The sequence below is a fragment of the Paenarthrobacter sp. NPDC057355 genome (assembly GCF_042667405.1).
GTDB lineage: Bacteria > Actinomycetota > Actinomycetes > Actinomycetales > Micrococcaceae > Arthrobacter.
Window position 1 is genome coordinate 185,211 of record NZ_JBHVAL010000006.1, and the last position, 23,335, is coordinate 208,545.

Consider the following 23,335-nt stretch of genomic DNA (forward strand, 5'->3'; position numbering starts at 1 on the left):
ACTGGGTTTCATGTTGAATTCAACGCTGGTGCTTCATTCAAAAGAGCGTCAGAGTGTACTCGTGAACCTTCGCCACTCTGCCCTCGCCGTTCTCGTAGCTGTCCTCTGGGGCGTCAACTTCGTTGCCATCGACCTCGGCCTGCACACGAACGGCCGGGATGTCCCGCCCCTGCTTTTCGTGGCCATGCGCTTCGTGCTGGTGGTTTTTCCCTTCATCTTCTTCATCCGCAAACCGGACGTCAGCTGGAAGGCGATTGCCGGCGTCGGGCTCTTCATGAGTGCGGGGCAGTTCGGCCTCCTGTACCTGGGCATGGCCCTCGGAATGCCCGCAGGCCTGGCCTCGCTGGTGCTGCAGGCCCAGGTCCTGTTCACCATCCTGCTCGCGGCCCGGTTCCTTGGCGAAAGACCGAGTCGGAGGCAGCTGCTTGGCGTGGTGCTGGGCATCGCGGGGTTGGGGGTGGTGGCGGTGGGGCGCAGTGCCGTGGCTCCGGTGCTTCCGCTCATGATCGTGCTGGCGGCGGCCTTGTCGTGGGCGGTGGGGAACGTGGTGGCCCGGCACTCGAAAGCGGCCTCCGGGCTGGGCTTGGTGGTGTGGTCGGGGGCCGTGGTGCCGGTTCCGTTGGCCGGATTGTCGCTGGTGGTGGATGGTCCGGGCACCGTGGGGGCAACGCTGACGGACCTGCAACCGGCCACCATCCTGAGCGCCGTGTACACCGCAGTGTTCGCGTCGTTGGTGGGGTACGGCATCTGGAACCGGCTGTTGTCGCTGTACCCGAGCTCCGACGTCGTGCCTTTCACGCTCCTGGTCCCGGTGGTGGGTATGACGGCCGCGTGGCTGGTCCTGAACGAGATTCCGACGCCCGCAGAGGTCATGGGCGGGCTGATCCTGCTCCTGGGCGTGGCGACGGCGGTGTTCGGTGCCTCCCGAAAACGTCCCGGAACCCCCGTTGTGAGGCCTGCTCTGCGTGTCTGAACGTGCCGTTAGCGCGCAGAGCAGGCCTCACAACGCGGGGGTCTAGCGTTTGGGGGCCGGCTTGCGTTGGGTTGGAACGCTCGACGCCGGTCGCTTGGCCGGCGTCGTTGCCGTACGGGGTGCGGGGCGCTTGGGAGCGGGGGTTGCCTGGGGTGCGGGGCGCTTGGCGGCGGGGGTTGCCGGGCGCTTGGGAGCGGGGGCGGCCGGGGCTGCGGGTCGCTTGGCGGCGGGGCTGGCCGGACGCGGGGTGGATTTTCGCTGGGCCGGTGTCCGTTTGGGAGAAGGCGCCGGCCGTTTCACTGGCGCAGCCGCCCGCGATCCGAACGACGGCACCACGGCTCCGAGGAACATCACGGCCAGTGTGCCCATCCCGGCAGCGACTGCCAGGTAGAAATAGATATCGGAGTCCTTGGTGCTGACCGCGCTGCCAGTGCTCACTGCACCGCCCAAGGCGTTGGCGTCCTGGGTGAACGCGATACCCCACATGCGAAGGAAGGCGATGCTGCAGCCAATGAACAGGCTGGTTCCCACGGCACCGAGCAGGATCACAAGGTATCGCCGCCGGCTGAAGAGCTGCACGAGGGAAGCGAGGTAGCAAAGCAGCACGCTTCCGAGGAACAGGTACAACACCAGTTCTTCGAGCACCACAGCCGCGAGGACCAACAGCGCCAATGATACGAAGGCGGCCACTACCGCAAGCTTCCCGCTGTTCCCCATGTGACGCATGAGGTTAATCATCGCCGACCAAGTGGCCACGCCACGCCGTCGTACATTGCAGTTGGATACCGTTGTGCGGCCTGGTCTGCGCGCCATGGCCATGACATGGGACGCAGAGCAGGCCTCGCAACGCGTTACTTGATGACGTACCCGTGCATGATGGTCATCACCGCGGCCACGCTTTGCTCGCGGGTTCGTTCCGGGTTGTAGGTCTGCCGGTCCAGGCCCACCACGAAGATGGCTCCGAAGATGGCCGCTTCGAGGCTGCCGCGGGCAATGGAAGTGTCCACGGTGTAGCCGGCTGCGACGCGTTCCACCGCGGAACCGATCACCGCCAGGAGTTCGGCCCGGAGCTCGGCAAAGACAGCGCTCCATTCGCCGGGCGTCCGCCAGTTTTCGCTGACCCAGAGCCGGGCGAAGGAGGGGTAGTCGTCCATGAACTCCATGGCCTGGCCCACCATGTTCTGCATGGATTCCAGGGGATCGCTGCTTTGCCCCTGGACGTCCTGGAGCCTGACGAGCATGATGTCGACGCCGTGCCGAAGAAGCTGGGCGATCAGGTCCGACTTGCTGCCGAAGTTGTAGTACACGGTCCCCTTGGACACTCCGGCAGCAGCGGCGATCTCGTCCACGGTCACTCCCGCGGCGCCGCGTTCGCCGATCAGCTCCATGGATGCCTCGAACAGCCGCTGTTTGGTGGCGTTGGTGCGGCCCGGACGGAGCTTCTTCTCCGCGGTTCCCGCAGGGGCCGGCTCGGTGGTGCTCATACTGCAATCTCCGGCTTCAGGGTCTTGAGGGTCCACATCTTGTGCTTGCGGACCGCCAGTGTGGACAGTGCCGCTCCCAGCAAAGTGTATCCAAGCAGCCCCAGCACGGTAGGCCAGATCATGCTGAGTTCGCCGCCGTAGATCAGGTGCCGCATGCCGGTGACGACGTAGCCCATGGGCAGGACCTCGTGGACCACGTGCAGGGGCGCCGGGGTGGTCTGCCATGGGAACGTACCACCGGAAGAAACCAGCTGCAGGACCAGCAGGATCAGGACCACGAACTTGCCCGGCGTACCCAGCAGGGCCACGATGCCTTGGATGATCGCGCTGAACGCCATCACAGCGGCCAGCATGAACAGCCACATCCCGATCGGGTGGGCCGGATTCAGGCCCAGACCGAGATCCACCACCACGGTCAGGATGGTGGCCTGCAGCACCGAAACCACGAAGAACGGCAGCCAGCCTCCGACGGCGATTTTCCAGGCGGGGGCGTTCGAGGCCAGGGCCCGCTGGGTGATGGGGCGCATGGCCTGGACCAGCATGAACACACCGATCCAGAGAGCCAGCGTCAGGAAGAACGGGGCCAGGCCGGCACCGTAGGAACCCGCCTTGGCTTGGGAGACGTTATCCACGGCAACGGGATCGGCGATGACCTTGGAGACGTTGCTCTTTTGTTCATCGTTGGGGTTCGGGATGTCTCCAGCGCCCTTCGCGAGCTCCGTGGCGAGCGTGTGGGAGCCATCTGCCGCGGTCACTGCGCCGCTGGCCAGCTGTCCGGCGCCGTCGTCCAGTTGGTGGGCACCGTCGTCGAGTTTCACAGCGCCATCCAAGGCCGACTGCTGACCGGCTGCCAGCGTGGCCGAGCCGGAATTCAGCTGCCCGGCCCCGGCTGCTGCCTGGGAAATGGCGTCGGTCAAAGCCGGGGTTGCGCCCGCGAGCTTTTGGGCGCCGGCGCTGACCGCGGCGGAACCGTCGGAGAGCTGCTGGATCTTGGCGGCATCACCGGAAATCTTCGCCCTGGCGTCGGTGACCGGGCTGGAAGTTGCCGCGGCATCGAAGTCGGCGAGGACCTTGTCGGCCTGCTCCTGGGTCAGCACACCAGCAGCCACAAGCCGCGCGTTGGACTCGAGCACACGGTTGCGAAGGCCCTTGTCCGCTGCGTCCAATTGCCCGACGACTTCCTGGACCTTGGCGTTCAGTTCCGCGTTGCCCGCGGCCACCTGGGCGGCGCCGTCGGCGAGTTTCTGCGAATCCGCGGGGAGGGTCGCCGTCTTGTTCTTGAGCTCGGTGAGCCCCGAGCTCAACTGGCCGGCACCCGCGTTCAGCTGCACAGCGCCGTCGCGCAGCTGGGTTTGGCCGGCAACCAGTTGGTCCGCGCCGGTGACCAGCTGACCGGTGCCGGTGTGGAGGGTGGCGGCGCCGTCGCTGAGCTTTCCGACACCGGTGGCGAGCTCGGAGGCGCCGTCTGCGGCCTTCACGATGGACGCGTGGATGGTGCCAAAACCGGTAAGGAGCTGGTTGGCGGTTTCTTCGCCCACTTCCTTGGCCACGGTGGAGTGCACGGCCGTGGTGAGCTTGTCCACGATGGTGCTCAGGAGGTAGTTGTTGGCGTCGTTGGTGGTGACGTGCAGCATGGCCTGGTTGGCGGCGTCAAAGCTGCCGGGGGAGACCAGGTTGGACGAGAAGTCCTTGGGGATCCGCAGGGCGAACGCGTATTCACCGGTTTTCACCCCGGCGTCGGCTTCTTCGGCGTTGGAGACCTGCTTCCAGTTGAAGACGTGGCCCTCCACCAGGCTGTCCGCCACCTTCTTGCCGGCCTGCAATTGCGTGCCGTCCTTCGCGGTGGCGCCGCTGTCTTCGACCACCAATGCTGCGTCGATCTGGTTCAGGTTTCCGTACGGATCCCAGTTCGCGTACAGGTAGACCGCGCCGTACAGCAGCGGGACCATGGTCAGTGCGAGGATGGTCAGCTTGGGCAGGAGCCCGCCGGTCATGCGCTTGAGTTCGGAGCGGGCAAGCCGCAGAACAGTCACTTTGCAGTCCTTTGGAGGGTTTGGGTTTCAGATTCTTCGGCCAGGTCCGGCGCGGTTTCGGCAGCGTGTTTGGCTTTGGGCTCGACGACGACGGCTGGCTGAGTGGGCGCGGGTGCAGGCTCTGGTTCCGGTTCAGGGGGATGCGATACGGAGTTGCCGATCACCGCTGCGGGGCCGGTCCAGCTGTCCGGGAGGGCACCGACGACGGCGACGACGGCAAGCGGCCGCCCGGCGTCGGACGCCAAAGCCTGGAGCCTCGGCAACCAGGTTTCGGGATCGGCGCTGTGGCGGTCAGGGGAGTCCACGACCAAAAGGTCCGTAGCAGGGTCGGCCAGGGCCAACGCCGTCAGGAGTTCGAGGCGGCGTCCGGCGGGGAGCTGTTCAATCCAGAGGCCGGCAATGTCTTCGAAGCTGTTCACTTTGAGCCACGGCTTGCTCAGCAGCGCGCCACGGTAGCGGCGGGGGATCAGGGAAAGGTCTTCGGTGACGAGGTCCCGGACGCTGAGGTGCTGCTCGGGTTCATTGACGCCGGGGGAGTCCACCAGGGCGCTGGCGAGCCGGATCTTCTTGGTCTTGGTGGTGTTATCCCAGCTGAGGACGCCGTTGCTCGGCTTCATGCGGCCGCTCAGCGCCAATGCCAGCGCGGTCCGCTGGTCCTGGCCTTCTCCGGCCACGAGCAGGAGTTCGCCTCGGTGAACTTGGAGCGAGGTGGCCGGGAGGAGGTCGTCCCGGCGGCCGTGGATCTGGAGTTGCTGTACGGACAGCACAATGAAACCTTTCGCAGAACTGTTGTCTGCGATAAGTCTAACTAAACTGACCAGTCAGTTCAAATAGAAATCAGAGGCCATACTTTTCCATCAGCCGAAGCCACACTTCGCTGATGGTCGGATATGACGGCACCGCATGCCAGAGCCTGTCCAAGGGGACCTCGCCGACGATGGCAATGGTTGCCGAATGCAGAAGTTCGGAAACGCCGGGGCCCGCAAAGGTGGCCCCGATGATCACCCTCCGGTCCTCGTCCACCACTATCTGGGCCCACCCCTTGTAGTCAGGTGAGTACAGTTGGGAGCCACTGACGTTGATGGGAAGTTCGACGCCGGTCACGTTCTTTCCCTGAAGGAGCGCCTCCTCGAGGCCCTGTCCCACCGAGGCCACCTCGGGGTCCGTGAAGACAACACTGGGGACCGCGTGCTCGTTGGCGGTGTGCGCCCACGGGCTCCACGGCTGTGGGCTGCCCTCGAGCTCGCCCTTGGCGCGGGCAACGATGGCGTCACCCGTTGCCCGGGCCTCGTACTTGCCCTGATGCGTCAGGAGAACCTTCCCCGCGGCATCTCCGGCGGCGTACAGCCAGGAACCGCTGGTGCCATCGCTGGCTGGTCCTTCGACCAGCCCGCTCGCATCGGTCGCGAGCCGGGGGGCTTTGCCGTTTTCGCCTTCGATTCCCACGCTCTCCAGGCCCAGGTTGGCCAGGGCCGGACGCCTGCCGGACGCAACCAGGAGTTGGTCGGCGTCGACCGTTTTGCCGTCGAGCGTCACGGTGATGGAGCCGTCGTCGTTCTTCTCCACCTTGTGGACATCCGTGTGGAGGTGGACTGTGACGCCATCGGCCCGAAGCCCGGCCAGGACCAGGTTCGCCGCTTCCTCGGCGTAGCTGCTCAAGAGCCGTCCGCGGGCCACGATGGTGACATTGGCACCGAGGCGGGCAAAAGCCTGCGCCAGTTCCACGCCTGCCACGCCACCGCCGAGGACCACGAACCGCTGCGGGATTTCCTTGGCTGCCGTAGCTCCCCGGGTGGTCCAGTAAGGCACGTCCTTGAGCCCCTCGATGTCCGGAATGGTGGGCGTTGAACCGGTAGCCACGACTACTGCATGGTTGGCCTTGAGTGCGTAGCTGTTGCCGTCGAGGGCGTCCACCTGGACCTCGCGGGGACCCGTGATCCGGCCCCGCCCACGGATCAGGTCAATGCCGGCGCTATCCAGCCATTCGACCTGGCTGCCGTCCTGCCAGTTGTTGGTGAACCAGTCCCGGTGCTTCAGCGCCGCCGGTGCGTCCATGGTTCCGGTGATCGCCTCCGTCGCACCGGGGATTCCTTGGGCCGCATGCAGGACGCTGCCGGGGCGAAGGAGGGCCTTGGAGGGAATGCAGGCCCAGTACGAGCATTCGCCGCCCACCAACTCGCTTTCGATGATTACCGCCGACAGGCCACCGCGCACCACCCGGTCGGCCACGTTTTCACCAACGGCGCCTGCGCCGATCACTATTACGTCGTACTCGCGGGAGGTCTCGGCAGTCATGGGGAAAGCCTACGCCGGAGCCCTTCCGTTGTGAGGCCCGTTCTGCGTGCCTTCCCGGGTTTTTAGCGCGCAGAGCAGGCCTCGCAAGGGCGTTCTTCGGTCCACATAATGGGATTGTAATCTCATAATTTGGGATTGCTGGCTAGGCTGCAGAGCATGGGAGATGAGTTGAAGCCTTTTGTCGACTGGAGCTGGTGCGCCGCCAGGCTGGGAACCTTCGTTCTTGCAGACTGCCGCTGGTATCTCGACGGCGCCTCCGGGGAAGACGCATATCAGAGCGGTCATGTTCCCGGTGCCGTTTTCATTGATTTGGACTTGTGGTTGTCGGGACCTGCGTCTCCGGAAGCCGGGCGGAACCCGCTACCCGATCCCGAGGTGTTCGCTGACGGGATGCGGGAAGCCGGTATCAATGACGCGGATACCGTGGTTGTTTACGACGACGCCGGGGGAGTCATCGCCGCAAGGCTTGTGTGGATGCTCCGCTCAACGGGACATAAGGCGGCGGTTTTGAATGGTGGGATGGGTGCTTATCCGGGGGAGCTCTCCACTACGACGTCGCAGCCGGGCAAGGGTGACTTCACTGCTCAAGGCTGGCCGGCCGGTCATGTTGCGGATATCTCGGAGGCAGCTTCCTCACGCTACCTGACAATGGATGCCAGGAACCGTGACCGGTTCGAGGGCCGCCAAGACCCCATCGATCCACGACCGGGACACATCCCCGGCGCCGCGAACGTCCCTTGCCGGGAGAACCTCGACGCCGCCGGATACCTTTTGCCGGAACCGCAGATCCGCCAAAACTTCGAGCGGGCAGGCGTTGTCTCCGCTGCCGGGACCATTACCTACTGCGGCTCAGGAGTGACCGCTTGCCACAACCTGCTGATGATGGAACACCTCGGCATGGGGCACGGCAAGCTGTTCGTCGGAGGCTGGTCCCAATACGGGCATGCCTTCGACCGGCCTGTGGAAATTCTGCTGGATCATTCAGTGCTGCACCTTGAGTAACCGCGCCAGGTAGGGAACCCGCAGGGTGGGTCCACGGAATGATCCAGCAGAAAATGTAGCTAGGCGTGCATCGCGCCCTTGAACCAACCCGTGATGCTGGCCGGGTGGGTGATCGCGGTGCCGACAACCACCGCGAAGGCACCGGCGTCGAGGGCCTGACGCGCCTGGGCCGGGGTGTGGATGCGGCCTTCTGCAATCAGGGGCTTTCCCAGGTCTGCGCCCGCAATCCGTTCCAGCAGGGCCAGGTCCGGGCCGTCCGTCTTGGGGCGCTCGCCGGTGTAACCCGCCAAGGTGGTGCCGATCAGGTCCGCGCCCGCGTCAACAGCAGCAACGGCGTCATCGAACGAGCCACAATCAGCCATGACCAAAGCGTGCGACTCCGCATGGATTCCGGAAATCGTCCCAGCCAGGGAAAGTCCATCCGGCCGCGAACGCCGCGTCCCGTCGATGGCCACCACGTGCGCCCCGGCATTGGCCACGGCCAGGGCATGGCGGAGCGTGGGCGTGATGAACACACCGTCGTGCCCGTCTTTCCAGAGTCCAATTACAGGAACTTCGACGGCGGCGCGAGTGAACTGCACGTCGGCAAGCCCCTGGACCCGGATCGCGGACGCTCCACCGATCACCGCCGAGGCCGCCACCTGGCCCGTGGTCCGGGGATCCCGCATGGGCTCGCCGGGGTAGGCCTGGCAAGAGACGATCAGTTGGGAACGCAGGGCTTCGAGGTTTTCGGAGGTGAGGATCACAGGGGAATTCCTTCAGGGAGTACGAGTTTCGCGGCACCAACAATGGCGGCGCTGTTACCCAGCGCCGCGCGGACAACGGGAACAGCGAGCAACGGAGCCAGCAGCTCCTGCCGCAGTGCGGCTTCCATGGGCTTCCACCACAGCTCGCCGGAATCAGCGAGGCCACCGGAAATAACCACGGTTTCGGGATCGAGGATGTTGATCAACCCACCCACCGCTTGCCCAGCGGATACAGCACCGAGTTCGACGGCGGCCCGCGCTGCGGTGACACTCTCGAGGGAGCCGGCTAAACCGCCGCCGTCGTGGTTTCCCTTGGCGAGCTCGAACACGCCACGCGTGTCCGTGGCCTCGGCCGCGGAACCGCCAAAACGAAGGAAGGACCCGTGGATTGCCGGGCCGGAAGCCACGGCCTCCACGTGCCCGGCGGAACCGCACACACACGGCAAGGGCCGGCCTTCAAAAGAGGCATGCGGCGAGGCGAAATGCCCCACATGCCCGCCCACAAAACGGTGCCCGAGAACAGGGTGACCGTTCAGGACAAAGCTGCCGCCGACGCCGGTCCCGAACGCCACCATGAGCGAACTTGAGGAACCAGCGGCGGCACCGATCCACGCTTCGCCAAGGGCATGGGCGTGAACGTCGTTGACGGCGCGAACGGAAAGCCCCAGACGCGCCGAAAGCCCGGAAACCAGCGGGGTTCCGGCCCAGCCAAGGATGGCATCCGTGGCCGAGACAACCACCCCGGCAGCAGCGTCGATGACCCCGGCAGAGCCCACGCCGACGCCGGACACGGTCAGTCCGGCGTCGGCGGCGCGCTCCACCAAGCCCGCAACCAGCGCAGCGGTGGCATTAAGGATCGCCTCGCCACCGGCCCTGTTCAGCGTGGGAATGGTGTCCGAGAACAGCACTTCCCCGGACGAGGAGACAACCCCGGCGGCGGTCTTGGTGCCGCCGAGGTCAACGCCGATTACGTGGGTCACGGAAGGGGGCATGGAAGGTTAGACCAGCCCGTTCCGCTCCAGAATCGAACGAATCGCGGCAGTCTCGGACTCATTCAGGGACGGCATCGGCGAGCTCATCGTGTTGGACTCGATGATGCCCATGATTTGGAGGGCGGTCTTGAACGCACCCAAGCCCGCTGCACCGCCGGACACCCGGCCGCCAGGGGTGTAGACGATCTCGAAGACGTCGGCCAGGCGGTCCTGCTCGCGGGCAGCCGCAGCCCAGTCGCCGGCCTGCGCGGCATCGAACAGGCGGCGGTAACCGGCGGGATCAACGTTGCCGAGGCCCGGAACAACGCCCTGCGCGCCACCCAGGAGGGCGCCGTCGACCACAACTTCGTGGCCGGTAAAGATGTCGAAGTTGGGGATGTCCTTGGCCGCCAGGAGGAGCTGCCGGAAGGACACGTCGTCGCCGGAAGAGTCCTTGACACCGGCGATCACGCCGTCGCGGCCAAGGCGAACCAACAAATCGGTGGGCAGCTTGAAGTGTGTCCGGACGGGAACGTCGTAGGCAAAGATGGGCTTGTCGATGGCCTCGTGGATGCTGCGGAAGTGGGTCTCGGTCTCCGCGGCGTTGCCGATCGCGTAGTACATGGACGTCACCACAATGGCGTCGGCGCCGAGGTCCACCACCTTGCGGGCTTCCTCGATGACACGGTTGGTCGTCTGTTCGTTGGCGCCCACGATCAGGGGCACCGCACCGGCGTTGGCTTCGGCGATGGTGGTCACCACCAGCTCGCGCTCTTCGTTGGTGAGGTAGGGAACTTCGCCGGAGGAGCCCAGCACGAAGAGTCCGGACACACCGCCGTCGATCAGGTGCTTGGTGACGTTCTTCAACGACTGGACGTCGATGCTGCCATCGGTGTGGCGGGGGGTGATGACCGGGGGAATGACGCCCTGGAACTGAGTGGACACAGAAATCTCCGTTGTTTGTAACTTGCGAAAGGAAAAGCTAGTTGTGGAGCAGGCTGGGGGCAGCGCCAAGCAGCTTGCGGGTGTAATCGTTGCTGGGGTTGTCAAAGACCTGGGCGGCGGTGCCTTGTTCGACGATCTTGCCGAAGTACATGACGCAGATCCGGTCCGAGACATACCTGACGGTCTGGATGTCGTGCGAGATGAACACCATGCCGAGGTTCAGCTGCGTTTTCAGGTCGGAGAGCAGGTTCAGCACCTGCGCCCGGACCGAAACGTCAAGGGCCGACGTCGGCTCGTCCGCCACAATGATGTCCGGGTCCAGCGCCAGTGCCCGGGCGATCGCCACACGCTGCCGCTGGCCGCCGGAAACTTGCGACGGCGTCACTTCGGCTGCCGATTGCGGCAAGCCAACCAGCGCCAACAGTTCCTTGACCTTGGCAGCACGGCTTGCGGCGGTGCCGATGCCGTGGACCTGCAGGGGATCGGTCAGGATGTCCTGGATGGTCATGCGCGGGTTCAGCGCCGTGGACGGATCCTGGAAGACCACGGAAACCGAACGGCCGAACTCGCGCCTCATGGCAGCGTTCCGTTTGATGGCCGGCTTGCCGTGGAACATGACCTGGCCCGACGTCGGCGGCTGCAGTCCCACGAGCACTGACGCGAGGGTGGACTTGCCGCAGCCGGACTCACCAACGATGCCGACGGTTTCGCCGCGGCTGATGGTGAAATCCACGCCGTCGACGGCTTTGACGATGTTGGGACGGAAAAGGCCTCCGGTGCGCGCCCGGTGGTGGACCTTGACGTCCTTGAGTTCAATCACTGGGTTGGTAGTCACTTGGCGTGCTCCTTCAGGTGGCTCGCCCAGTAGTGGTCGGCATCGTCGCCATTCGCCGCCGCGACAGTGGTGAGGACCAGCTTCTGGTTGGGGTCGGCGTCGGGCCGCAGCGAGCGGGCCGCGAAGCGGTCTCCCACCGCGAAATCGTGCGGTGAAGGAACCGTGCCGGGGATCTGGTGGAGCCTGGCGGCGTCGGCCTCGATGGAGAGCACAGCGCCCAGCAGGCCACGGGTGTACTCGTGCTTGGGGTTCTGCAACAGTTCGGAAGCCTGCGCGGATTCAACCACTTGCCCGGCGTACATCACCGTGATGCGGTGGGCGAGCGAGGCCACCAAGGCGAGATCGTGGCTGACGAACACCATGGCGAAACCGAGCTGTTCCCGCAGTTCGTTGAGCAGGTCCACCACTTGCTTCTGGACGGTGACGTCCAGGGCCGTAGTGGGTTCGTCCGCAACCACGATCTTCGGCGAACGGGACAACGCCATGGCAATCAGCACACGCTGGCGTTGGCCGCCGGAGAGTTCGTGCGGGTAGCTGGCCAGTGTCCGGACAGGGTCCAGCTTGACCATTTCCAGCAGCTCCGAGGGGGTCTTTCGGCCGCCACGCTTGGTGAGCTGCTCCAGCTGTTCCTTGATCTTCATGGACGGGTTCAGGGAGCTCAAAGCATCCTGGTACACCATGGCGATCTGCTCACCGCGCAGGCCGACGTAGGCCTTGGGGTTGCTGTGTTTCGTCGCCGGATCCAGCAGTTCCTTGCCGTCAAAGGTGATGGAGCCAGTGACCTGGGCGGTCTTCGGCAAGAGCCCCATGACGGCCAGGGAGGTGATGGACTTGCCGCAGCCGGACTCGCCAACCAGGCCCATGGTTTCGCCCTCCCGGACCGTGAAGGACACGTTGTCCACGATCGGGATATCGCCGAAGCGGCCGGGGAAGCGGATGGACAGGTTCTTCACTTCAAGGACGTTGCGTGCGCCTGCCGGTACCTGCGGGAGGCGGTCGGTGCGTTTCGCCTCGATCGCGGCAAGGAGTTCCAATTCGCGGTCCAGCAGGAGGTGCGGATTGGTTGCGGCGGGGGCATCGGTGAGCAGGGCGGACTGGCCCAGCACGTCGGTGAACGTGTCCCCGGAAGCCGCGCGCACGCCGTCGAGCTCGTGTTCCTCAACTACCGAAGGCTGGGCAACTGACGTCGCCACCGCGGTGTCCACGGTGGAGACGGCGGCGCTGGAACCGTCGTCGTCCTTGACCACCGGAGCGCGGCGGAGCCTGGGGTTGACCATCGCGTCGGTGAGGCCCTCGGCGAGGATGTTCAGGGAAAGGACGGTCAGCAGGATTGTCAGGCCGGCGAAGGTGGTGGCCCACCAGCCGCCGGAGAGGACGAGGTTGCGCCCGTAGGAGATGACGTTGCCCCAGGAGGGAGCGGGATCCTGCACGCCGGCGCCCAGGAAGGACAGGGATGCTTCGAGGATGATGGCGTCGGCCACCATGACCGTGGCGAACACCAGCACGGGCGCTGCGGTGTTGCGCACGATGTGCTTGACCAGTATGTAGAACCGGCCGGCACCAATCACGCGCTCTGCACGGACATAGTCTTCGCCGTACTGGGCCAACACGTTGGCGCGGACCACGCGGGCCAACTGCGGGGTGTAGATGATGGCGATCGCGATGATGATGGTGGGGACCGAGTTGCCGAACGCCGCCAGGAGCACTGCCGCCAGGGCGATGCCCGGGAAGGCCATGAGGATGTCCATGATCCGCATGATGATCTCGTTGACGGACTTGCTGGAGGTCGCGGCGAACGAGCCCAAGAGCGCGCCCACCAGGATCGCCAGGCCCACGGCGCCGAGGCCGATCATGAGCGAGGACTGGGCTCCGAACAGGAGCCTGGAGAAGATGTCGCGGCCCAGGCGGTCGGTGCCGAAGAAGTGCTCGGCGCCCGGCGGAGTTGCCGGGATGAACGTCTCCAGCGGATCGTGCGGCGCCAGCACGGGAGCCAGGATGGCCGCAAGGACAATGAGGATGAGGAAAGACAGGGCGATGCGGGAGCCCCAAGGCAGGGCCTTGAAACGAAGGCCCGGGGCGCTCAGCCGTTCTGCGAGCTTGCTGCGCATGAGCTATACCGTCCTGATTCGGGGGTTGATGAGCAGGTAAAGAAGGTCCACCACGATGTTCACCAGAACGAACGTGACCGAGATGGTGAGCACCACGCCCTGGACCAGGTTGACGTCCAGGTTGGTGATGCCGTTGAGGATCAGCTGGCCCATGCCGGGCAGGGCGAAGATCATTTCAATCACGACGGCGCCACCGAGGAGGTAGCCGACGCGCAGTCCCAGAACGGTCACCGGGGTGACGAGCGCGTTGCGGAGGACGTTCTTGGAAACTACTTCGCGGTACGGGACGCCGTTGCCGATGGCGGTGCGGACGTAGTCGCGGTCGAGTTCTTCAACCATCGAGGTGCGGACCACGCGGATCAGCGAGGCCGACACGGGAATGCCGAGCGCCAAAGCCGGGAGCGCCATTGAGTTGAGCCAGCCGCCGAAGCCGGATTCCGGCGTCGCAATACCGCCCGAGGGGAACATCGGGTTCTCGCCGAGCGCGAACCACTGGATAAGGAGGATGCCGAGCCAGAACGACGGTGTGGCGATCGCGGCGATCGAGAAGACCCGGACCAGCTGGTCCTGCCATTTGTCGCGGTACAGGGCGCCGATGATGCCGAATGCCAGCGAAACAACAATCGCGATCAGGACGCCGAGGAAGGTCAGCTGAAGAGTCAGGGGAAAGGCCGAGCCGATCATGGAAGCGACGGACTTTGCCGGGGGAGTCGTGACGCCGAGGTCGAACTGCAGGAGCTTGCCGAGGAAACGGAAGTACTGCAGGACCAGGGGATCGTTGAGGCCGTTGTCCTGGCGGTACTGCTGCTTTGCTTCTTCGCTTGCGCCGTCACCGAGGGCCGAGCTGGCCTGGTCGCCGGGAGCGGCCTGCAGGACGAGGAAGACGAGCAACGTGATGCCCAGGATCATTAATGGCAATGCTGCAAGTCTGCGGCCGAGCAGACGCAATATCGTGACCAATGTGTTCTCCGGTTGATTGTGGGTTGCGGGGCCTGCTCTGCGCGCCAAGTGGGGGCTTTAGGACGCAAAGCAGGCCCCGCAACGGGTGGGGGACCGCCTAGGCGGTGCGTCCGACGTCGATGAACGACAGGCCGGTGGTCGGCAACGGCTTGAAGCCATTGAGTTTCTTCTCATCCCAGGCGCTGGGCAGCTGGCGGTGGAAGACCGGGTACAGCGGAACTTCTTCGGAGACGAGGTCCACGATTTCAGCGACTGTTTTCTTTGCTGCCTCCCCTGAAGCCTGGGATCCCTTGTTCATGAGGTCCTGCAGCTTGGTGCGCTCGGGCGTGGTCCAGAAGGCACGCTTTTCCATCCAGGTGGCACCCGAATAGAACCAGCTCAGGAGCAGGTCCGCGTCGTTGCCGAATACGGAAGGATCACCCGGCGCTGCGACAACCGAGTAGTCACCCTTGCCCACGCGGTCGCTGTACAGGGCGCCGGACTGGAGGCTCTTGACGGTGACCTTGACGCCGGGAATCTTGTTCCACGATTCAAGGATCAGCGGGGCAACATCCTTGACCCATGCGGTGTCCGTGGTGAGGAGCTCGAATTCGAGGTTGGTCACGCCGGCCTGCTTCAAAAGGTCTTCGGCCTTGGAGGTGTCGAAGCCGTAGACGTTCTTGGCCTTGACGTAGTCCGGGTGGCCTTCCTGGAAGTAGGAGCTGGCGGCCTTGGCATTACCGAACAGGGCCTTCTTGATGATCGCTTCCTTGTCCAGGCCATAGTGCAGGGCCTGGCGGACCAGCTTGTTGTCGAACGGGGCCTTGGCGCAGTTGAACATCAGGAACAACAGGCCGAAGGACTGGACCGACTCAACCTTGACCTTGGACTTAAGACCGTCAACATCAAGGTAGGGCACGTCCTCGATGGCCTGGACACGGCCGGACTGGACGGCGGTGACGCGGGCGGCGGCGTCTGAAAGGAGCAGCCAGGTCATGCCCTTGGCCAGCGCAGGCTTGGGGCCGTTGTAGTCGGCGAAGGCCTCGAAGACGATCTTGTCGTCCTTGACTGCGGAGACCAACTTGTACGGGCCGGAGCCAACCGGTTTGGCGTCGAAGGCCTTGAGGTCCGTGGCGAGGGCCTTGGGAACGATCTTGACCACGGAGATGCGCGGACCGAAGCCCGGGAAGGCGTACTTGAGGGTGAACTCCACCGTCTTGGCATCAACCGGCTTGACGTCCTGGATGAACGGGATGAACTGGGAGAACAGCGACTTGTTGGCCGGATCCATCACGCGGGTGAAGGAGAAGGCCACGTCCTCGGTGGTGACGGGGGTGCCGTCATGGAATTTGGCGCCCTCGCGGATGGTCACCTGGTAGGTGGTGTCGTTGACCTTCTTGGGGTCCGAGGCAGCCAGTGCGTTGTAGGGCTCGCGGGTTGCCGGGTGCAGTTCGATGAGGCCTTCGAAGATGTGCAGGTTGGCGGCCATCGGGGTGGCACCTGAGGAGCTCAGCGGATCGAAGCCCGTTGAGAGCGCGTAGGAGATGCCTGCCTCGATAGTGAGGTCCTTGTTTACTGCAGCGGTGTTCGTTGCGTTTCCGGTTGTGGTGCTGGCAGCGCCGCCGCACGCAGAGAGGGTTGCCGTGAAGGCGGCTGCTGCACCAACTGCGCCGCTTAGCTTCAGGAAGTTCCGGCGGCTGGCATCGTTGACCAGCGGCAGGCTTTGGATCGTCTTGCTCATAGGGTGCCTCACCAATCGAGTTTCGTGGGTTATCGGATGTAGGACGTCCGATGCTCGTATGGAAACTGTAAGGGCGGTCACAACGGAACGTCAAGCGGGGTTGGTTGCCGGAGGAACTGGCTGTGGCCACCTGTCCATGAGGTGAAGGCCAGTGATAGCGGGAAATCCTCGGGAATTCCCGGGACATACTTATCAAGGACGTGGGACATCCGATATTGTATGTTGCGAGTCACTCATTCTGCGGTGGGCGCTAAGCTCGCCTCAATATTAACACCGCGCCCTCCGGCCGTACCGGCGGGCGCTTTGGCAAGGAGAGCGCCATGACAACTTCCGGTGTGGTTCCGCAAGCGCGGTTCAGTGCACAGGCACGCCTTCGTGCATTGCAGTCGGACATTATGGAGCTGATCCTTGAACGCGAGCTCGAGGCCGGCGATCCCTTGCCCACGGAGAGCGAACTGTCAGTAGCCCTGGGTGTCGGACGGAACACCCTGCGCGAGTCCCTTAAGGTCCTTCAGGCGCTTGGCGTCATTGAGATCCGCCACGGGTTCGGCATGTTCGTCGCCCCCAGCAACTTTGATGCGCTCGCCGACGGCCTCACGTTCCGCGGCCGCTTGTCGCTCCGCCACCAAGGGCTCGAAGCGCTGCAACTGGTCGATGTCCGCCAGGCCCTCGAGTCCGGACTGATCGGCTCGTCCATCGACGTCATGACGCCGGAACAGTTGTCTTCCATCGAGGAATCGGTCAAGCAGATGGAGGAGCTGGCAGCAGCCGGCGAGAACTTCGTCGCCGCCGATGCCGAGTTCCACCGCCGGCTTTTTGAACCCCTCAACAATGAGCTCCTGATCAATCTGATGGGTGTTTTCTGGAAGGTGTACCGCAAGATCCACGTGGAGATCGGTCCCGGCAACGAGGACCTGGTGAAGACAGCCGCGATGCACCGGGACATCTACGCAGCCGTAGCCGCCGGAGACAAGGCCACGGCCGCCGAACTGCTCAACCGGCATTTCGATGGCATCCGCCGCCGCATCAGCGAGGCCGTGGGCGAGTAACGCACCCAACCCAAGGGCCGCCGTCGTACACCCAACTGGGTGACAGCACATGCTCCAGTGGGCCGTCAGTGGAGCGTTATCTGTTACCTACTTGGGTGCGGCGCCGCGCCAGCCCGCCACGAGCACCGAGCGCAGGTAGTCGTAGCGGAAATCGTTGATGTTGCTGACGTCCGAGAGGGCCGCGATTCTCTGGGGAAGTGCCGTGCCGGTGAGTGCGCCAACCCCGAACATGTAGGCCCATTCATGGAATCCCGGCGGCTTGTTGGGCAGGGCCTTGCGCATCACTTGAATGAAGTCCCGCGCCATGGGATCGAAGTATTCGGCCAGGATGCCGCGTTCGTGGGCGCCCGGATCGGAAGCCTCGCGGAGAACGAGCCGGGCGAACAGCTTCCCGTCTTCAGTTTCCTGGGCCTTCAGGGTGGGCATGAGGAATGCGTCAACAATGCGCTCGACGGCGTCACCCGCCGAGGTCTCGACGGCCAGGACCTGCCGGCGCCGTTCCTCGTTGAGGTGCTGGTAACGGGCGAAGACCGCCCTGTAGAGCTCCAACTTGGTGGCGAAATGGTAGATGACCAACGGTGCGGTGGTCCCGGTTTCCTCGGCGACCGCCCGCATGGTGGTGGCCTCGAAGCCCCGGTCGGCGAACATCTTCACCGCGACGTCGATGATTTGCTCCCGACGGCGAGTTCCTGCCGTATTCCCCTGTACTTCTGTGGACATGGGTTCCAGCCTATAGCTCCCTGAGTGATAACCGTTGACACAAACTGAATGGGTGTATAAATTCTATCCCACAAGAAACTGAACGAGTGTCAAAGTTCTGTTTCGCTTCGGGCAACGTCGCCCGCTTCAGAAGGGATTTCCACATGAAACGTGGAACCAAATGGTTCATCCTCATTGGGTCATTCGTCATCTACCTCTTCGATGCCCTCGAAATTGCGGTGCTTTCCTTCGCACTCCCGGCCATCAGCAAGGAATTGGCGCTCACTCCGTTGGCGGGCGGACTGCTGGCCACGGCAACGCTGCTTGGCATGGGCTGCTCCAGCGTGATCACAGGATGGCTGGCCGATAACCGGGGGCGCCGACTCGCGCTCATCGTGTCCATGGTGGTGTTCGTCGTCCTGACCTCCGCGCTGTTTGTCGTGCCCAACTATGGCATCTTCGTGGCGCTCCGTTTCCTGGCGGGCATTGGCCTTGGGGGAGTCTGGTCGGTCCTGTCCACGTACATCGTTGAAACCTGGCCGGCGCAGCAGCGCGGACGGGCGGTGGCTTTCGTGCTTGCCGCGTACCCGCTCGGCGGCGCCAGTGCGGCCTTGATCGCAGGCGTCTTCATGCCCGACTGGCGGATGCTCTTCCTGGTCACGGGGCTGTCCGCACTTCTGCCCCTGTTGATGGTGGTGTTCTTCTTTCCCGAGTCCAAGGCCTGGCTGGAAGAGCGCGCGGGGCAGCAGGCGTCCACCGTTACCGTCAAAGAACTGTTCACTGGCAGCTATCGGCGCCGCACGATCTTCGCCACCCTGGTTGCAGTCTGCGCCTTCGTCGGCTTTTACGGTGCATCAACGTGGATGCCCAGCTACCTGGCGACAGAGCGCGGCCTCGATCCCCGGCAGGTCAGCCTGTTCATGACCATCCTGAACCTGGGTATGTTCGCCGGGTACATCGTGTTCGGCTGGATCGCGGACAGGATCGGCCGCCGCAACGCCATCATGCTCTCGCTGGCCGGCACCGGATTGTTGATGCCCCTGTATGGACTGGTCACCAACCAGGCCGTCCTGCTGTGGATGGGCCCGCTGTACGCGTTCTTCATGACGTTCGCCGGCCTGTTCGGCTCCTACCTCGGGGAGCTGTACCCCACCAGGATCCGCACAACCGGCGCCGGATTCTGCTTCAACATCGGGCGCGGCGTCGCGGCCTTTGCCCCTCTGGCCATGGGCGGAATCGCCGCGTCCTGGGGATTCTCTTCGGGGCTCATTCTCTCCGGCGCCGTCTTCCTGGCAGGTGGCGCTCTCATGCTCTTCCTGCCCCATACCCACCGCGGCTCCTCTGCGGAACACGCGGCAACCGACCCCTACCTTCAGAAAGAATCCATCAACAATGCCTGACCTTATAGACCTGTCCGTCAGTCTCCGCGGGGGAATCGCCTCGGATCCGCCGGGTATGACGCCCGAGATCGAATATTTCACCCATCGGGAAACCGCCAAGGACCTGGTGTCCTATTTCCCCGGGATGAATGAGGCGGATCTGCCGGGGGCGGAAGGCTGGGCCATTGAGCGCATCAATGCCACCACCCATACCGGTACGCATCTGGACGCTCCGTATCACTACGCCTCCACCATGGACGGGGGAGCGCGCGCCATCACCATCGATGAGGTTCCCTTGGAATGGTGCTTCGGCCGCGGAGTGAAGCTCGACTTCCGCCACTTCGATGATGGCTACGTCGCCACGGCCGACGACGTCGAGGCTGAACTGTCGCGGGTGGGGCACCAGCTCCAGCCGGGAGACATCGTGGTGGTCAACACCGCGGCCGGCGCGCGGTACGGCTTCGATGACTACCTCAGCAAAGGCTGCGGGATGGGACGCGAAGCTACCCTCTACCTCACCAGCCGTGGCGTCCGCGTCACCGGCACCGATGCCTGGAGCTGGGACGCTCCCTTCATCCACACGGCCAAGCGCTACGTGGAAACCGGGGACAACGCGCTGATCTGGGAAGGCCATAAGGCCGGGATGGAGATCGGCTACTGCCACATCGAGAAACTGCACAACCTTGAGGCTTTGCCTGCCACGGGGTTCCAGGTCTCGTGTTTCCCGGTGAAAATCCACGGAGCCTCCGCCGGGTGGACGCGCGCAGTTGCGATTCTGGATTCGGAGGCGGGCAAATGAAGTTCTTCCGCTTAATGCTCGACGGCGTTCCCCGCCTTGGGCTGGCCAATCCGGACTTGGTCTCTGGCCGGCTATATCCGGCAGGGCTGGACGCGTTTGGGGTGATCTCCCTTCCCGGGATTGCCGCCGACGGTGACTTTGTGGATTTTGCCGGCGTTGAGCTTCTGCCGCCCATTGAGGTCGCCACCATCCGGGACTTCATCACCTTCGAGCAGCACACGGAGGGGGCCTTGCGCTCAGTAGCCCCGGAGAAGGGTGTCCCGGACGCCTGGTACCAGGCGCCGTCGTTCTATTTCACCAATCCGCATGCGGCGACAGGCCACAACGCAATTGTTCCCATGGCGCCGGGTTCCCGACAGTTCGACTTTGAGTTGGAGGTCGCGGCAGTCATAGGCACGGACGGCTTCAACCTCTCTGTGGCCGAGGCGGAAAAGCACATCGCCGGTTACATGATCCTCAATGACTGGTCGGCCCGGGATGTGCAGCGTGAAGAAATGACCGTGGGCCTGGGACCAGCCAAAGGCAAGGACACAGCGACATCCCTGGGGCCGCTGTTCGTCACGAAGGACGAGCTCGAAGATGTTGCCTCGGACGGGTTCCTGGATCTGACCATGAGCGTCTCCGTGAACGGCAAGGTCCTTGCCACGGATTCACTGGCCAACATGGCCTGGAACTTTGCCGAGTTGGTGTCTTATGCCAGCCGGGGAACCTGGGTTCGTCGCGGCGACATCCTGGGGTCCGGAACCAGTGGCGGAGGTTGCCTGGCCGAGTTCTGGGGTTGGTACGGAGCCGAGGCGCCTCCGGCGTTGGAGCGGGACGATGTCGTAAGCCTGACGGTGGAGAGACTCGGAACGCTCACCAATCTTGTGGGCGGCGCTGCTCCGGTTCACGACATTCCGAGGGCCCGGAGGCGTTCCTACGTCCCGCCGATGCCCTTCGCCCCGGGCATCTAGCCCCACCCTCACCCAACTGAGTCGCAGTAAACGTCGTACTGAGCCCTCAGTACGACGTTTACTGCGACCTACTTGGGTTTTGGGGAAACAAAAGACCCGCACCGGCGAACCGGTGCGGGTCTTCATCTGTGCGCCCAAAGGGATTCGAACCCCTGACCTTCTGTTCCGTAGACAGACGCTCTATCCAGCTGAGCTATGGGCGCATTTCGCGTGATTCTCGGCGGTCTGTTTCTCTGACCCCCTCGAACCTCAATAAACTTTACAGAAGTTCATGTGAAGTTCCAAATCGAAAAGCTGTAATCTGCGCAACTAGACCGGTCTACGTGACCTTAGTCACTTAAAATCGCCCTTCCGAAAACGAGAACCTTGAATTCTAGGGATTTTTACTTTTCAGCCAGCTGGATGTCCGATGTCTGACAGCGGAATGGTCTGGTCCGCGCCCCCTATCGTTTAGGACACACCACTGAACCCGAGGAAGGGAACCGCAATGGGCGATCTGGCGCGACTGCCGCTGCTTGAGAAGGCACCTACTACGCATGCACGCCTGCTGGCCTGGGTTGAGGAAGTTGCCGAGCTGACCCAGCCTGACCGCATCCACTGGGTTGATGGCAGCGAGGCAGAAAACAAGAAGCTCACCGACGAACTCGTCGAAGCCGGCACGCTGAAGCGACTCAACCCGGAAACCTTCCCGAATTCCTTCGCTGCGTTCTCCGACCCCGCTGATGTCGCCCGTGTTGAAGAGCAGACCTTCATCTGCTCCGAGAACGAACGCGACGCAGGCTTCACCAACAACTGGATGGCTCCGGCCGAGATGAAGCAGAAGCTGCGCGGACTCTTCGCCGGTTCCATGCGCGGCCGCACCATGTACGTCATCCCGTTCGTCATGGGCCACCTCGATGCAGAAGACCCCAAGTTCGGCGTTGAGATCACCGACTCCGCCTACGTCGTAGCCTCCATGCGCATCATGGCCCGCATCGGCACGGACGTCCTGGACCGCATCACCGCGACCGACGCTTTCTTCGTTCCGGCCCTCCACTCGCTGGGCGCGCCGCTGGAACCCGGCCAGGCCGACGTCGCATGGCCTTGCAACCCGGACAAGTGGATCGTCCACTTCCCCGAAGAGCGCTCCATCTGGTCCTTCGGCTCCGGCTACGGCGGCAACGCCCTGCTGGGCAAGAAGTGCTACGCCCTTCGCATCGCCTCCGTCATGGCACGCGATGAGGGCTGGCTCGCCGAGCACATGCTCATCCTGAAGCTGACCTCCCCCGAGCAGAAGACCTACTACGTCTCCGCTGCGTTCCCGTCCGCCTGCGGCAAGACCAACCTTGCGCTGCTCGACCCCACCATCAAGGGTTGGAAGGTCGAGACCCTTGGTGACGACATCACTTGGATGCGCTTTGGCAAGGAAGGCGAACTCCGCGCCGTCAACCCCGAAGCCGGCCTGTTCGGCGTCGCTCCCGGCACCGGTTGGGGCACCAACCCCAACGCCATGCGCGCCATTGCCAAGGGCAACAGCATCTTCACCAACGTTGCACTGACCGACGACGGTGGCGTCTGGTGGGAAGGCATGACGGAGGAAACTCCGGCGCACCTGACCGACTGGCGCGGCGAGTCCTGGACTCCGGACTCCGACACGCCTGCGGCCCACCCGAACTCCCGCTTCTGCACACCGATCGACCAGATCGACATGCTGGCCGAGGAGTACTTCAGCCCTGAAGGCGTGGAGCTCTCCGCCATCCTCTTCGGTGGCCGCCGCAAGACCACCATCCCGCTGGTCACCGAGGCCCGCAGCTGGTCCAACGGTATTTTCATGGGTTCCACGCTGTCCTCGGAAACCACGGCTGCCGCCGCCGGCGCCGTCGGTGTCGTCCGCCGCGACCCCATGGCCATGCTGCCGTTCATCGGCTACGACGCAGGTGACTACCTGAACCACTGGGTCAACCTGTCGGCCAAGGGCAACCCGGAACGCCTGCCGAAGATCTTCCTGGTCAACTGGTTCCGCCGCACCCCCGAGGGTGGCTTCGCCTGGCCCGGATTCGGCGACAACGCCCGCGTGCTCAAGTGGGCCATCGAACGCCTCGAAGGCAAGGCCGACGCCGTGGAGACCCCGATCGGTTTCGTTCCGACCGGTGAATCCATCGACCTTGAGGGCCTGGACATGACCCCCGCTGAGGTTGAATCCGCAGTTCGCGTCGACGCCGACGAATGGTCAACCGAGCTGGCATCCATCGAGGAATGGTTCGCCAACTTTGGCGAGTCCCTCCCGGCGGCTCTCCAGTCCGAACTGGACGGTCTCAAGACCCGTCTGGGCTAGACCCCTTAGGAACAACGGCGTTCCTAAGTGCACGACGGCGGCCCGTCACCTTTCGCTTGAAAGGTGACGG

Annotated in this window: 20 protein-coding genes and 1 tRNA gene; 7 read left to right on the forward strand and 14 right to left on the reverse strand. The window is 64.0% G+C overall.

Features of this window, described 5'->3' with window-relative positions; genetic code table 11:
- Nucleotides 1-61: 61 nt before the first annotated feature.
- Nucleotides 62-973, forward strand: a complete 912-nt coding sequence (locus tag ACFUOZ_RS09820) for an EamA family transporter (RefSeq protein WP_377547352.1) — start codon at nucleotides 62-64, stop codon at nucleotides 971-973.
- Nucleotides 974-1,015: 42 nt separating this feature from the next.
- Here ACFUOZ_RS09820 and ACFUOZ_RS09825 read toward each other — a convergent pair whose 3' ends face one another.
- The 5 genes from ACFUOZ_RS09825 to ACFUOZ_RS09845 all read right to left on the reverse strand — a co-directional run bounded on the left by ACFUOZ_RS09825 (nucleotide 1,016) and on the right by ACFUOZ_RS09845 (nucleotide 6,785).
- On the reverse strand, nucleotides 1,016-1,663 hold the full coding sequence (locus ACFUOZ_RS09825; protein ID WP_377547354.1) for a hypothetical protein: 648 nt from the start codon (nucleotides 1,661-1,663) through the stop codon (nucleotides 1,016-1,018).
- Between the two features lie 161 nt (nucleotides 1,664-1,824).
- The gene (locus ACFUOZ_RS09830) at nucleotides 1,825-2,457 is read right to left on the reverse strand and encodes a TetR/AcrR family transcriptional regulator (protein ID WP_377547356.1); all 633 of its coding nucleotides are present in this window, start codon (nucleotides 2,455-2,457) and stop codon (nucleotides 1,825-1,827) included.
- Nucleotides 2,454-4,490, reverse strand: coding sequence for a YhgE/Pip family protein (locus tag ACFUOZ_RS09835; protein ID WP_377547359.1), 2,037 nt, complete (start codon nucleotides 4,488-4,490; stop codon nucleotides 2,454-2,456). Before ACFUOZ_RS09835 ends, ACFUOZ_RS09830 begins: the two co-directional genes overlap by 4 nt.
- Nucleotides 4,487-5,257: an ABC transporter ATP-binding protein gene (locus ACFUOZ_RS09840; RefSeq protein ID WP_377547362.1), complete on the reverse strand. Its 771-nt coding sequence runs from the start codon at nucleotides 5,255-5,257 to the stop codon at nucleotides 4,487-4,489. Before ACFUOZ_RS09840 ends, ACFUOZ_RS09835 begins: the two co-directional genes overlap by 4 nt.
- A 70-nt stretch (nucleotides 5,258-5,327) precedes the next feature.
- Nucleotides 5,328-6,785 (reverse strand): dihydrolipoyl dehydrogenase family protein, encoded by a 1,458-nt coding sequence (locus ACFUOZ_RS09845; protein ID WP_377547364.1) that lies wholly within the window; start codon nucleotides 6,783-6,785, stop codon nucleotides 5,328-5,330.
- Between the two features lie 156 nt (nucleotides 6,786-6,941).
- Between ACFUOZ_RS09845 and ACFUOZ_RS09850 the strand changes: the two genes are divergently transcribed.
- A complete protein-coding gene (locus ACFUOZ_RS09850; RefSeq protein ID WP_377547366.1) occupies nucleotides 6,942-7,787 on the forward strand; it encodes a sulfurtransferase in 846 nt (281 codons plus the stop codon).
- Nucleotides 7,788-7,846: 59 nt separating this feature from the next.
- On the opposite strand, the gene ACFUOZ_RS09855 is transcribed toward ACFUOZ_RS09850, so the two are convergent.
- From ACFUOZ_RS09855 to ACFUOZ_RS09885, 7 genes are all read right to left on the reverse strand, one after another.
- Entirely contained in the window at nucleotides 7,847-8,533 is a 687-nt protein-coding gene (locus tag ACFUOZ_RS09855; protein WP_377547369.1) for an N-acetylmannosamine-6-phosphate 2-epimerase, read from the reverse strand.
- Complete coding sequence (locus ACFUOZ_RS09860; RefSeq protein WP_377547372.1) at nucleotides 8,530-9,513, reverse strand: ROK family protein; 984 nt, start codon at nucleotides 9,511-9,513, stop codon at nucleotides 8,530-8,532. Before ACFUOZ_RS09860 ends, ACFUOZ_RS09855 begins: the two co-directional genes overlap by 4 nt.
- A gap of 18 nt (nucleotides 9,514-9,531) precedes the next feature.
- Nucleotides 9,532-10,449 carry a dihydrodipicolinate synthase family protein gene (locus tag ACFUOZ_RS09865; protein ID WP_377547374.1) on the reverse strand — a complete coding sequence of 306 codons (918 nt, stop codon included), beginning with the start codon at nucleotides 10,447-10,449 and terminating at the stop codon, nucleotides 9,532-9,534.
- Between the two features lie 37 nt (nucleotides 10,450-10,486).
- Nucleotides 10,487-11,284 carry an ATP-binding cassette domain-containing protein gene (locus ACFUOZ_RS09870; RefSeq protein WP_377547376.1) on the reverse strand — a complete coding sequence of 266 codons (798 nt, stop codon included), beginning with the start codon at nucleotides 11,282-11,284 and terminating at the stop codon, nucleotides 10,487-10,489.
- Entirely contained in the window at nucleotides 11,281-13,392 is a 2,112-nt protein-coding gene (locus tag ACFUOZ_RS09875) for a dipeptide/oligopeptide/nickel ABC transporter permease/ATP-binding protein (protein WP_377547378.1), read from the reverse strand. The genes ACFUOZ_RS09870 and ACFUOZ_RS09875 overlap by 4 nt, the downstream gene beginning before the upstream one ends.
- Nucleotides 13,393-13,395: 3 nt before the next feature.
- Nucleotides 13,396-14,352: an ABC transporter permease gene (locus ACFUOZ_RS09880; protein WP_377547381.1), complete on the reverse strand. Its 957-nt coding sequence runs from the start codon at nucleotides 14,350-14,352 to the stop codon at nucleotides 13,396-13,398.
- A 97-nt stretch (nucleotides 14,353-14,449) separates the two neighbouring features.
- Nucleotides 14,450-16,072: an ABC transporter substrate-binding protein gene (locus ACFUOZ_RS09885; RefSeq protein ID WP_377547383.1), complete on the reverse strand. Its 1,623-nt coding sequence runs from the start codon at nucleotides 16,070-16,072 to the stop codon at nucleotides 14,450-14,452.
- 320 nt (nucleotides 16,073-16,392) lie between these two features.
- Between ACFUOZ_RS09885 and ACFUOZ_RS09890 the strand changes: the two genes are divergently transcribed.
- Entirely contained in the window at nucleotides 16,393-17,121 is a 729-nt protein-coding gene (locus tag ACFUOZ_RS09890) for a FadR/GntR family transcriptional regulator (RefSeq protein ID WP_377547385.1), read from the forward strand.
- Nucleotides 17,122-17,208: 87 nt separating this feature from the next.
- Here ACFUOZ_RS09890 and ACFUOZ_RS09895 read toward each other — a convergent pair whose 3' ends face one another.
- Nucleotides 17,209-17,841, reverse strand: coding sequence for a TetR/AcrR family transcriptional regulator (locus ACFUOZ_RS09895; RefSeq protein WP_377547388.1), 633 nt, complete (start codon nucleotides 17,839-17,841; stop codon nucleotides 17,209-17,211).
- A gap of 143 nt (nucleotides 17,842-17,984) precedes the next feature.
- On the opposite strand from ACFUOZ_RS09895, the gene ACFUOZ_RS09900 reads away from it, so the two are divergent.
- Genes ACFUOZ_RS09900 through ACFUOZ_RS09910 form a run of 3 tightly spaced genes read left to right on the forward strand, consistent with a single transcriptional unit; the run spans nucleotide 17,985 to nucleotide 20,951 of the window.
- Complete coding sequence (locus tag ACFUOZ_RS09900) at nucleotides 17,985-19,220, forward strand: MFS transporter (protein WP_377547390.1); 1,236 nt, start codon at nucleotides 17,985-17,987, stop codon at nucleotides 19,218-19,220.
- Nucleotides 19,213-19,998: a cyclase family protein gene (locus tag ACFUOZ_RS09905; RefSeq protein ID WP_377547392.1), complete on the forward strand. Its 786-nt coding sequence runs from the start codon at nucleotides 19,213-19,215 to the stop codon at nucleotides 19,996-19,998. Before ACFUOZ_RS09900 ends, ACFUOZ_RS09905 begins: the two co-directional genes overlap by 8 nt.
- Entirely contained in the window at nucleotides 19,995-20,951 is a 957-nt protein-coding gene (locus tag ACFUOZ_RS09910; RefSeq protein ID WP_377547394.1) for a fumarylacetoacetate hydrolase family protein, read from the forward strand. Before ACFUOZ_RS09905 ends, ACFUOZ_RS09910 begins: the two co-directional genes overlap by 4 nt.
- A gap of 129 nt (nucleotides 20,952-21,080) precedes the next feature.
- On the opposite strand, the gene ACFUOZ_RS09915 is transcribed toward ACFUOZ_RS09910, so the two are convergent.
- Nucleotides 21,081-21,154 (reverse strand) — tRNA-Arg (locus tag ACFUOZ_RS09915).
- A gap of 284 nt (nucleotides 21,155-21,438) precedes the next feature.
- On the opposite strand from ACFUOZ_RS09915, the gene ACFUOZ_RS09920 reads away from it, so the two are divergent.
- Nucleotides 21,439-23,265: a phosphoenolpyruvate carboxykinase (GTP) gene (locus tag ACFUOZ_RS09920; RefSeq protein WP_377547396.1), complete on the forward strand. Its 1,827-nt coding sequence runs from the start codon at nucleotides 21,439-21,441 to the stop codon at nucleotides 23,263-23,265.
- The last annotated feature ends 70 nt before the right edge of the window (nucleotides 23,266-23,335 follow it).

Coding starts and splice junctions, on each gene's coding strand:
- ACFUOZ_RS09830 (WP_377547356.1), bottom strand. CDS start 2,457: ATGAGCACCACCGAGCCGGCCCCTGCGGGAACCGCGGAGAAGAAGCTC.
- ACFUOZ_RS09910 (WP_377547394.1), top strand. CDS start 19,995: ATGAAGTTCTTCCGCTTAATGCTCGACGGCGTTCCCCGCCTTGGGCTG.
- ACFUOZ_RS09885 (WP_377547383.1), bottom strand. CDS start 16,072: ATGAGCAAGACGATCCAAAGCCTGCCGCTGGTCAACGATGCCAGCCGC.
- ACFUOZ_RS09890 (WP_377547385.1), top strand. CDS start 16,393: ATGACAACTTCCGGTGTGGTTCCGCAAGCGCGGTTCAGTGCACAGGCA.
- ACFUOZ_RS09850 (WP_377547366.1), top strand. CDS start 6,942: ATGGGAGATGAGTTGAAGCCTTTTGTCGACTGGAGCTGGTGCGCCGCC.
- ACFUOZ_RS09905 (WP_377547392.1), top strand. CDS start 19,213: ATGCCTGACCTTATAGACCTGTCCGTCAGTCTCCGCGGGGGAATCGCC.
- ACFUOZ_RS09845 (WP_377547364.1), bottom strand. CDS start 6,785: ATGACTGCCGAGACCTCCCGCGAGTACGACGTAATAGTGATCGGCGCA.
- ACFUOZ_RS09895 (WP_377547388.1), bottom strand. CDS start 17,841: ATGTCCACAGAAGTACAGGGGAATACGGCAGGAACTCGCCGTCGGGAG.
- ACFUOZ_RS09900 (WP_377547390.1), top strand. CDS start 17,985: ATGAAACGTGGAACCAAATGGTTCATCCTCATTGGGTCATTCGTCATC.
- ACFUOZ_RS09875 (WP_377547378.1), bottom strand. CDS start 13,392: ATGCGCAGCAAGCTCGCAGAACGGCTGAGCGCCCCGGGCCTTCGTTTC.
- ACFUOZ_RS09920 (WP_377547396.1), top strand. CDS start 21,439: ATGGGCGATCTGGCGCGACTGCCGCTGCTTGAGAAGGCACCTACTACG.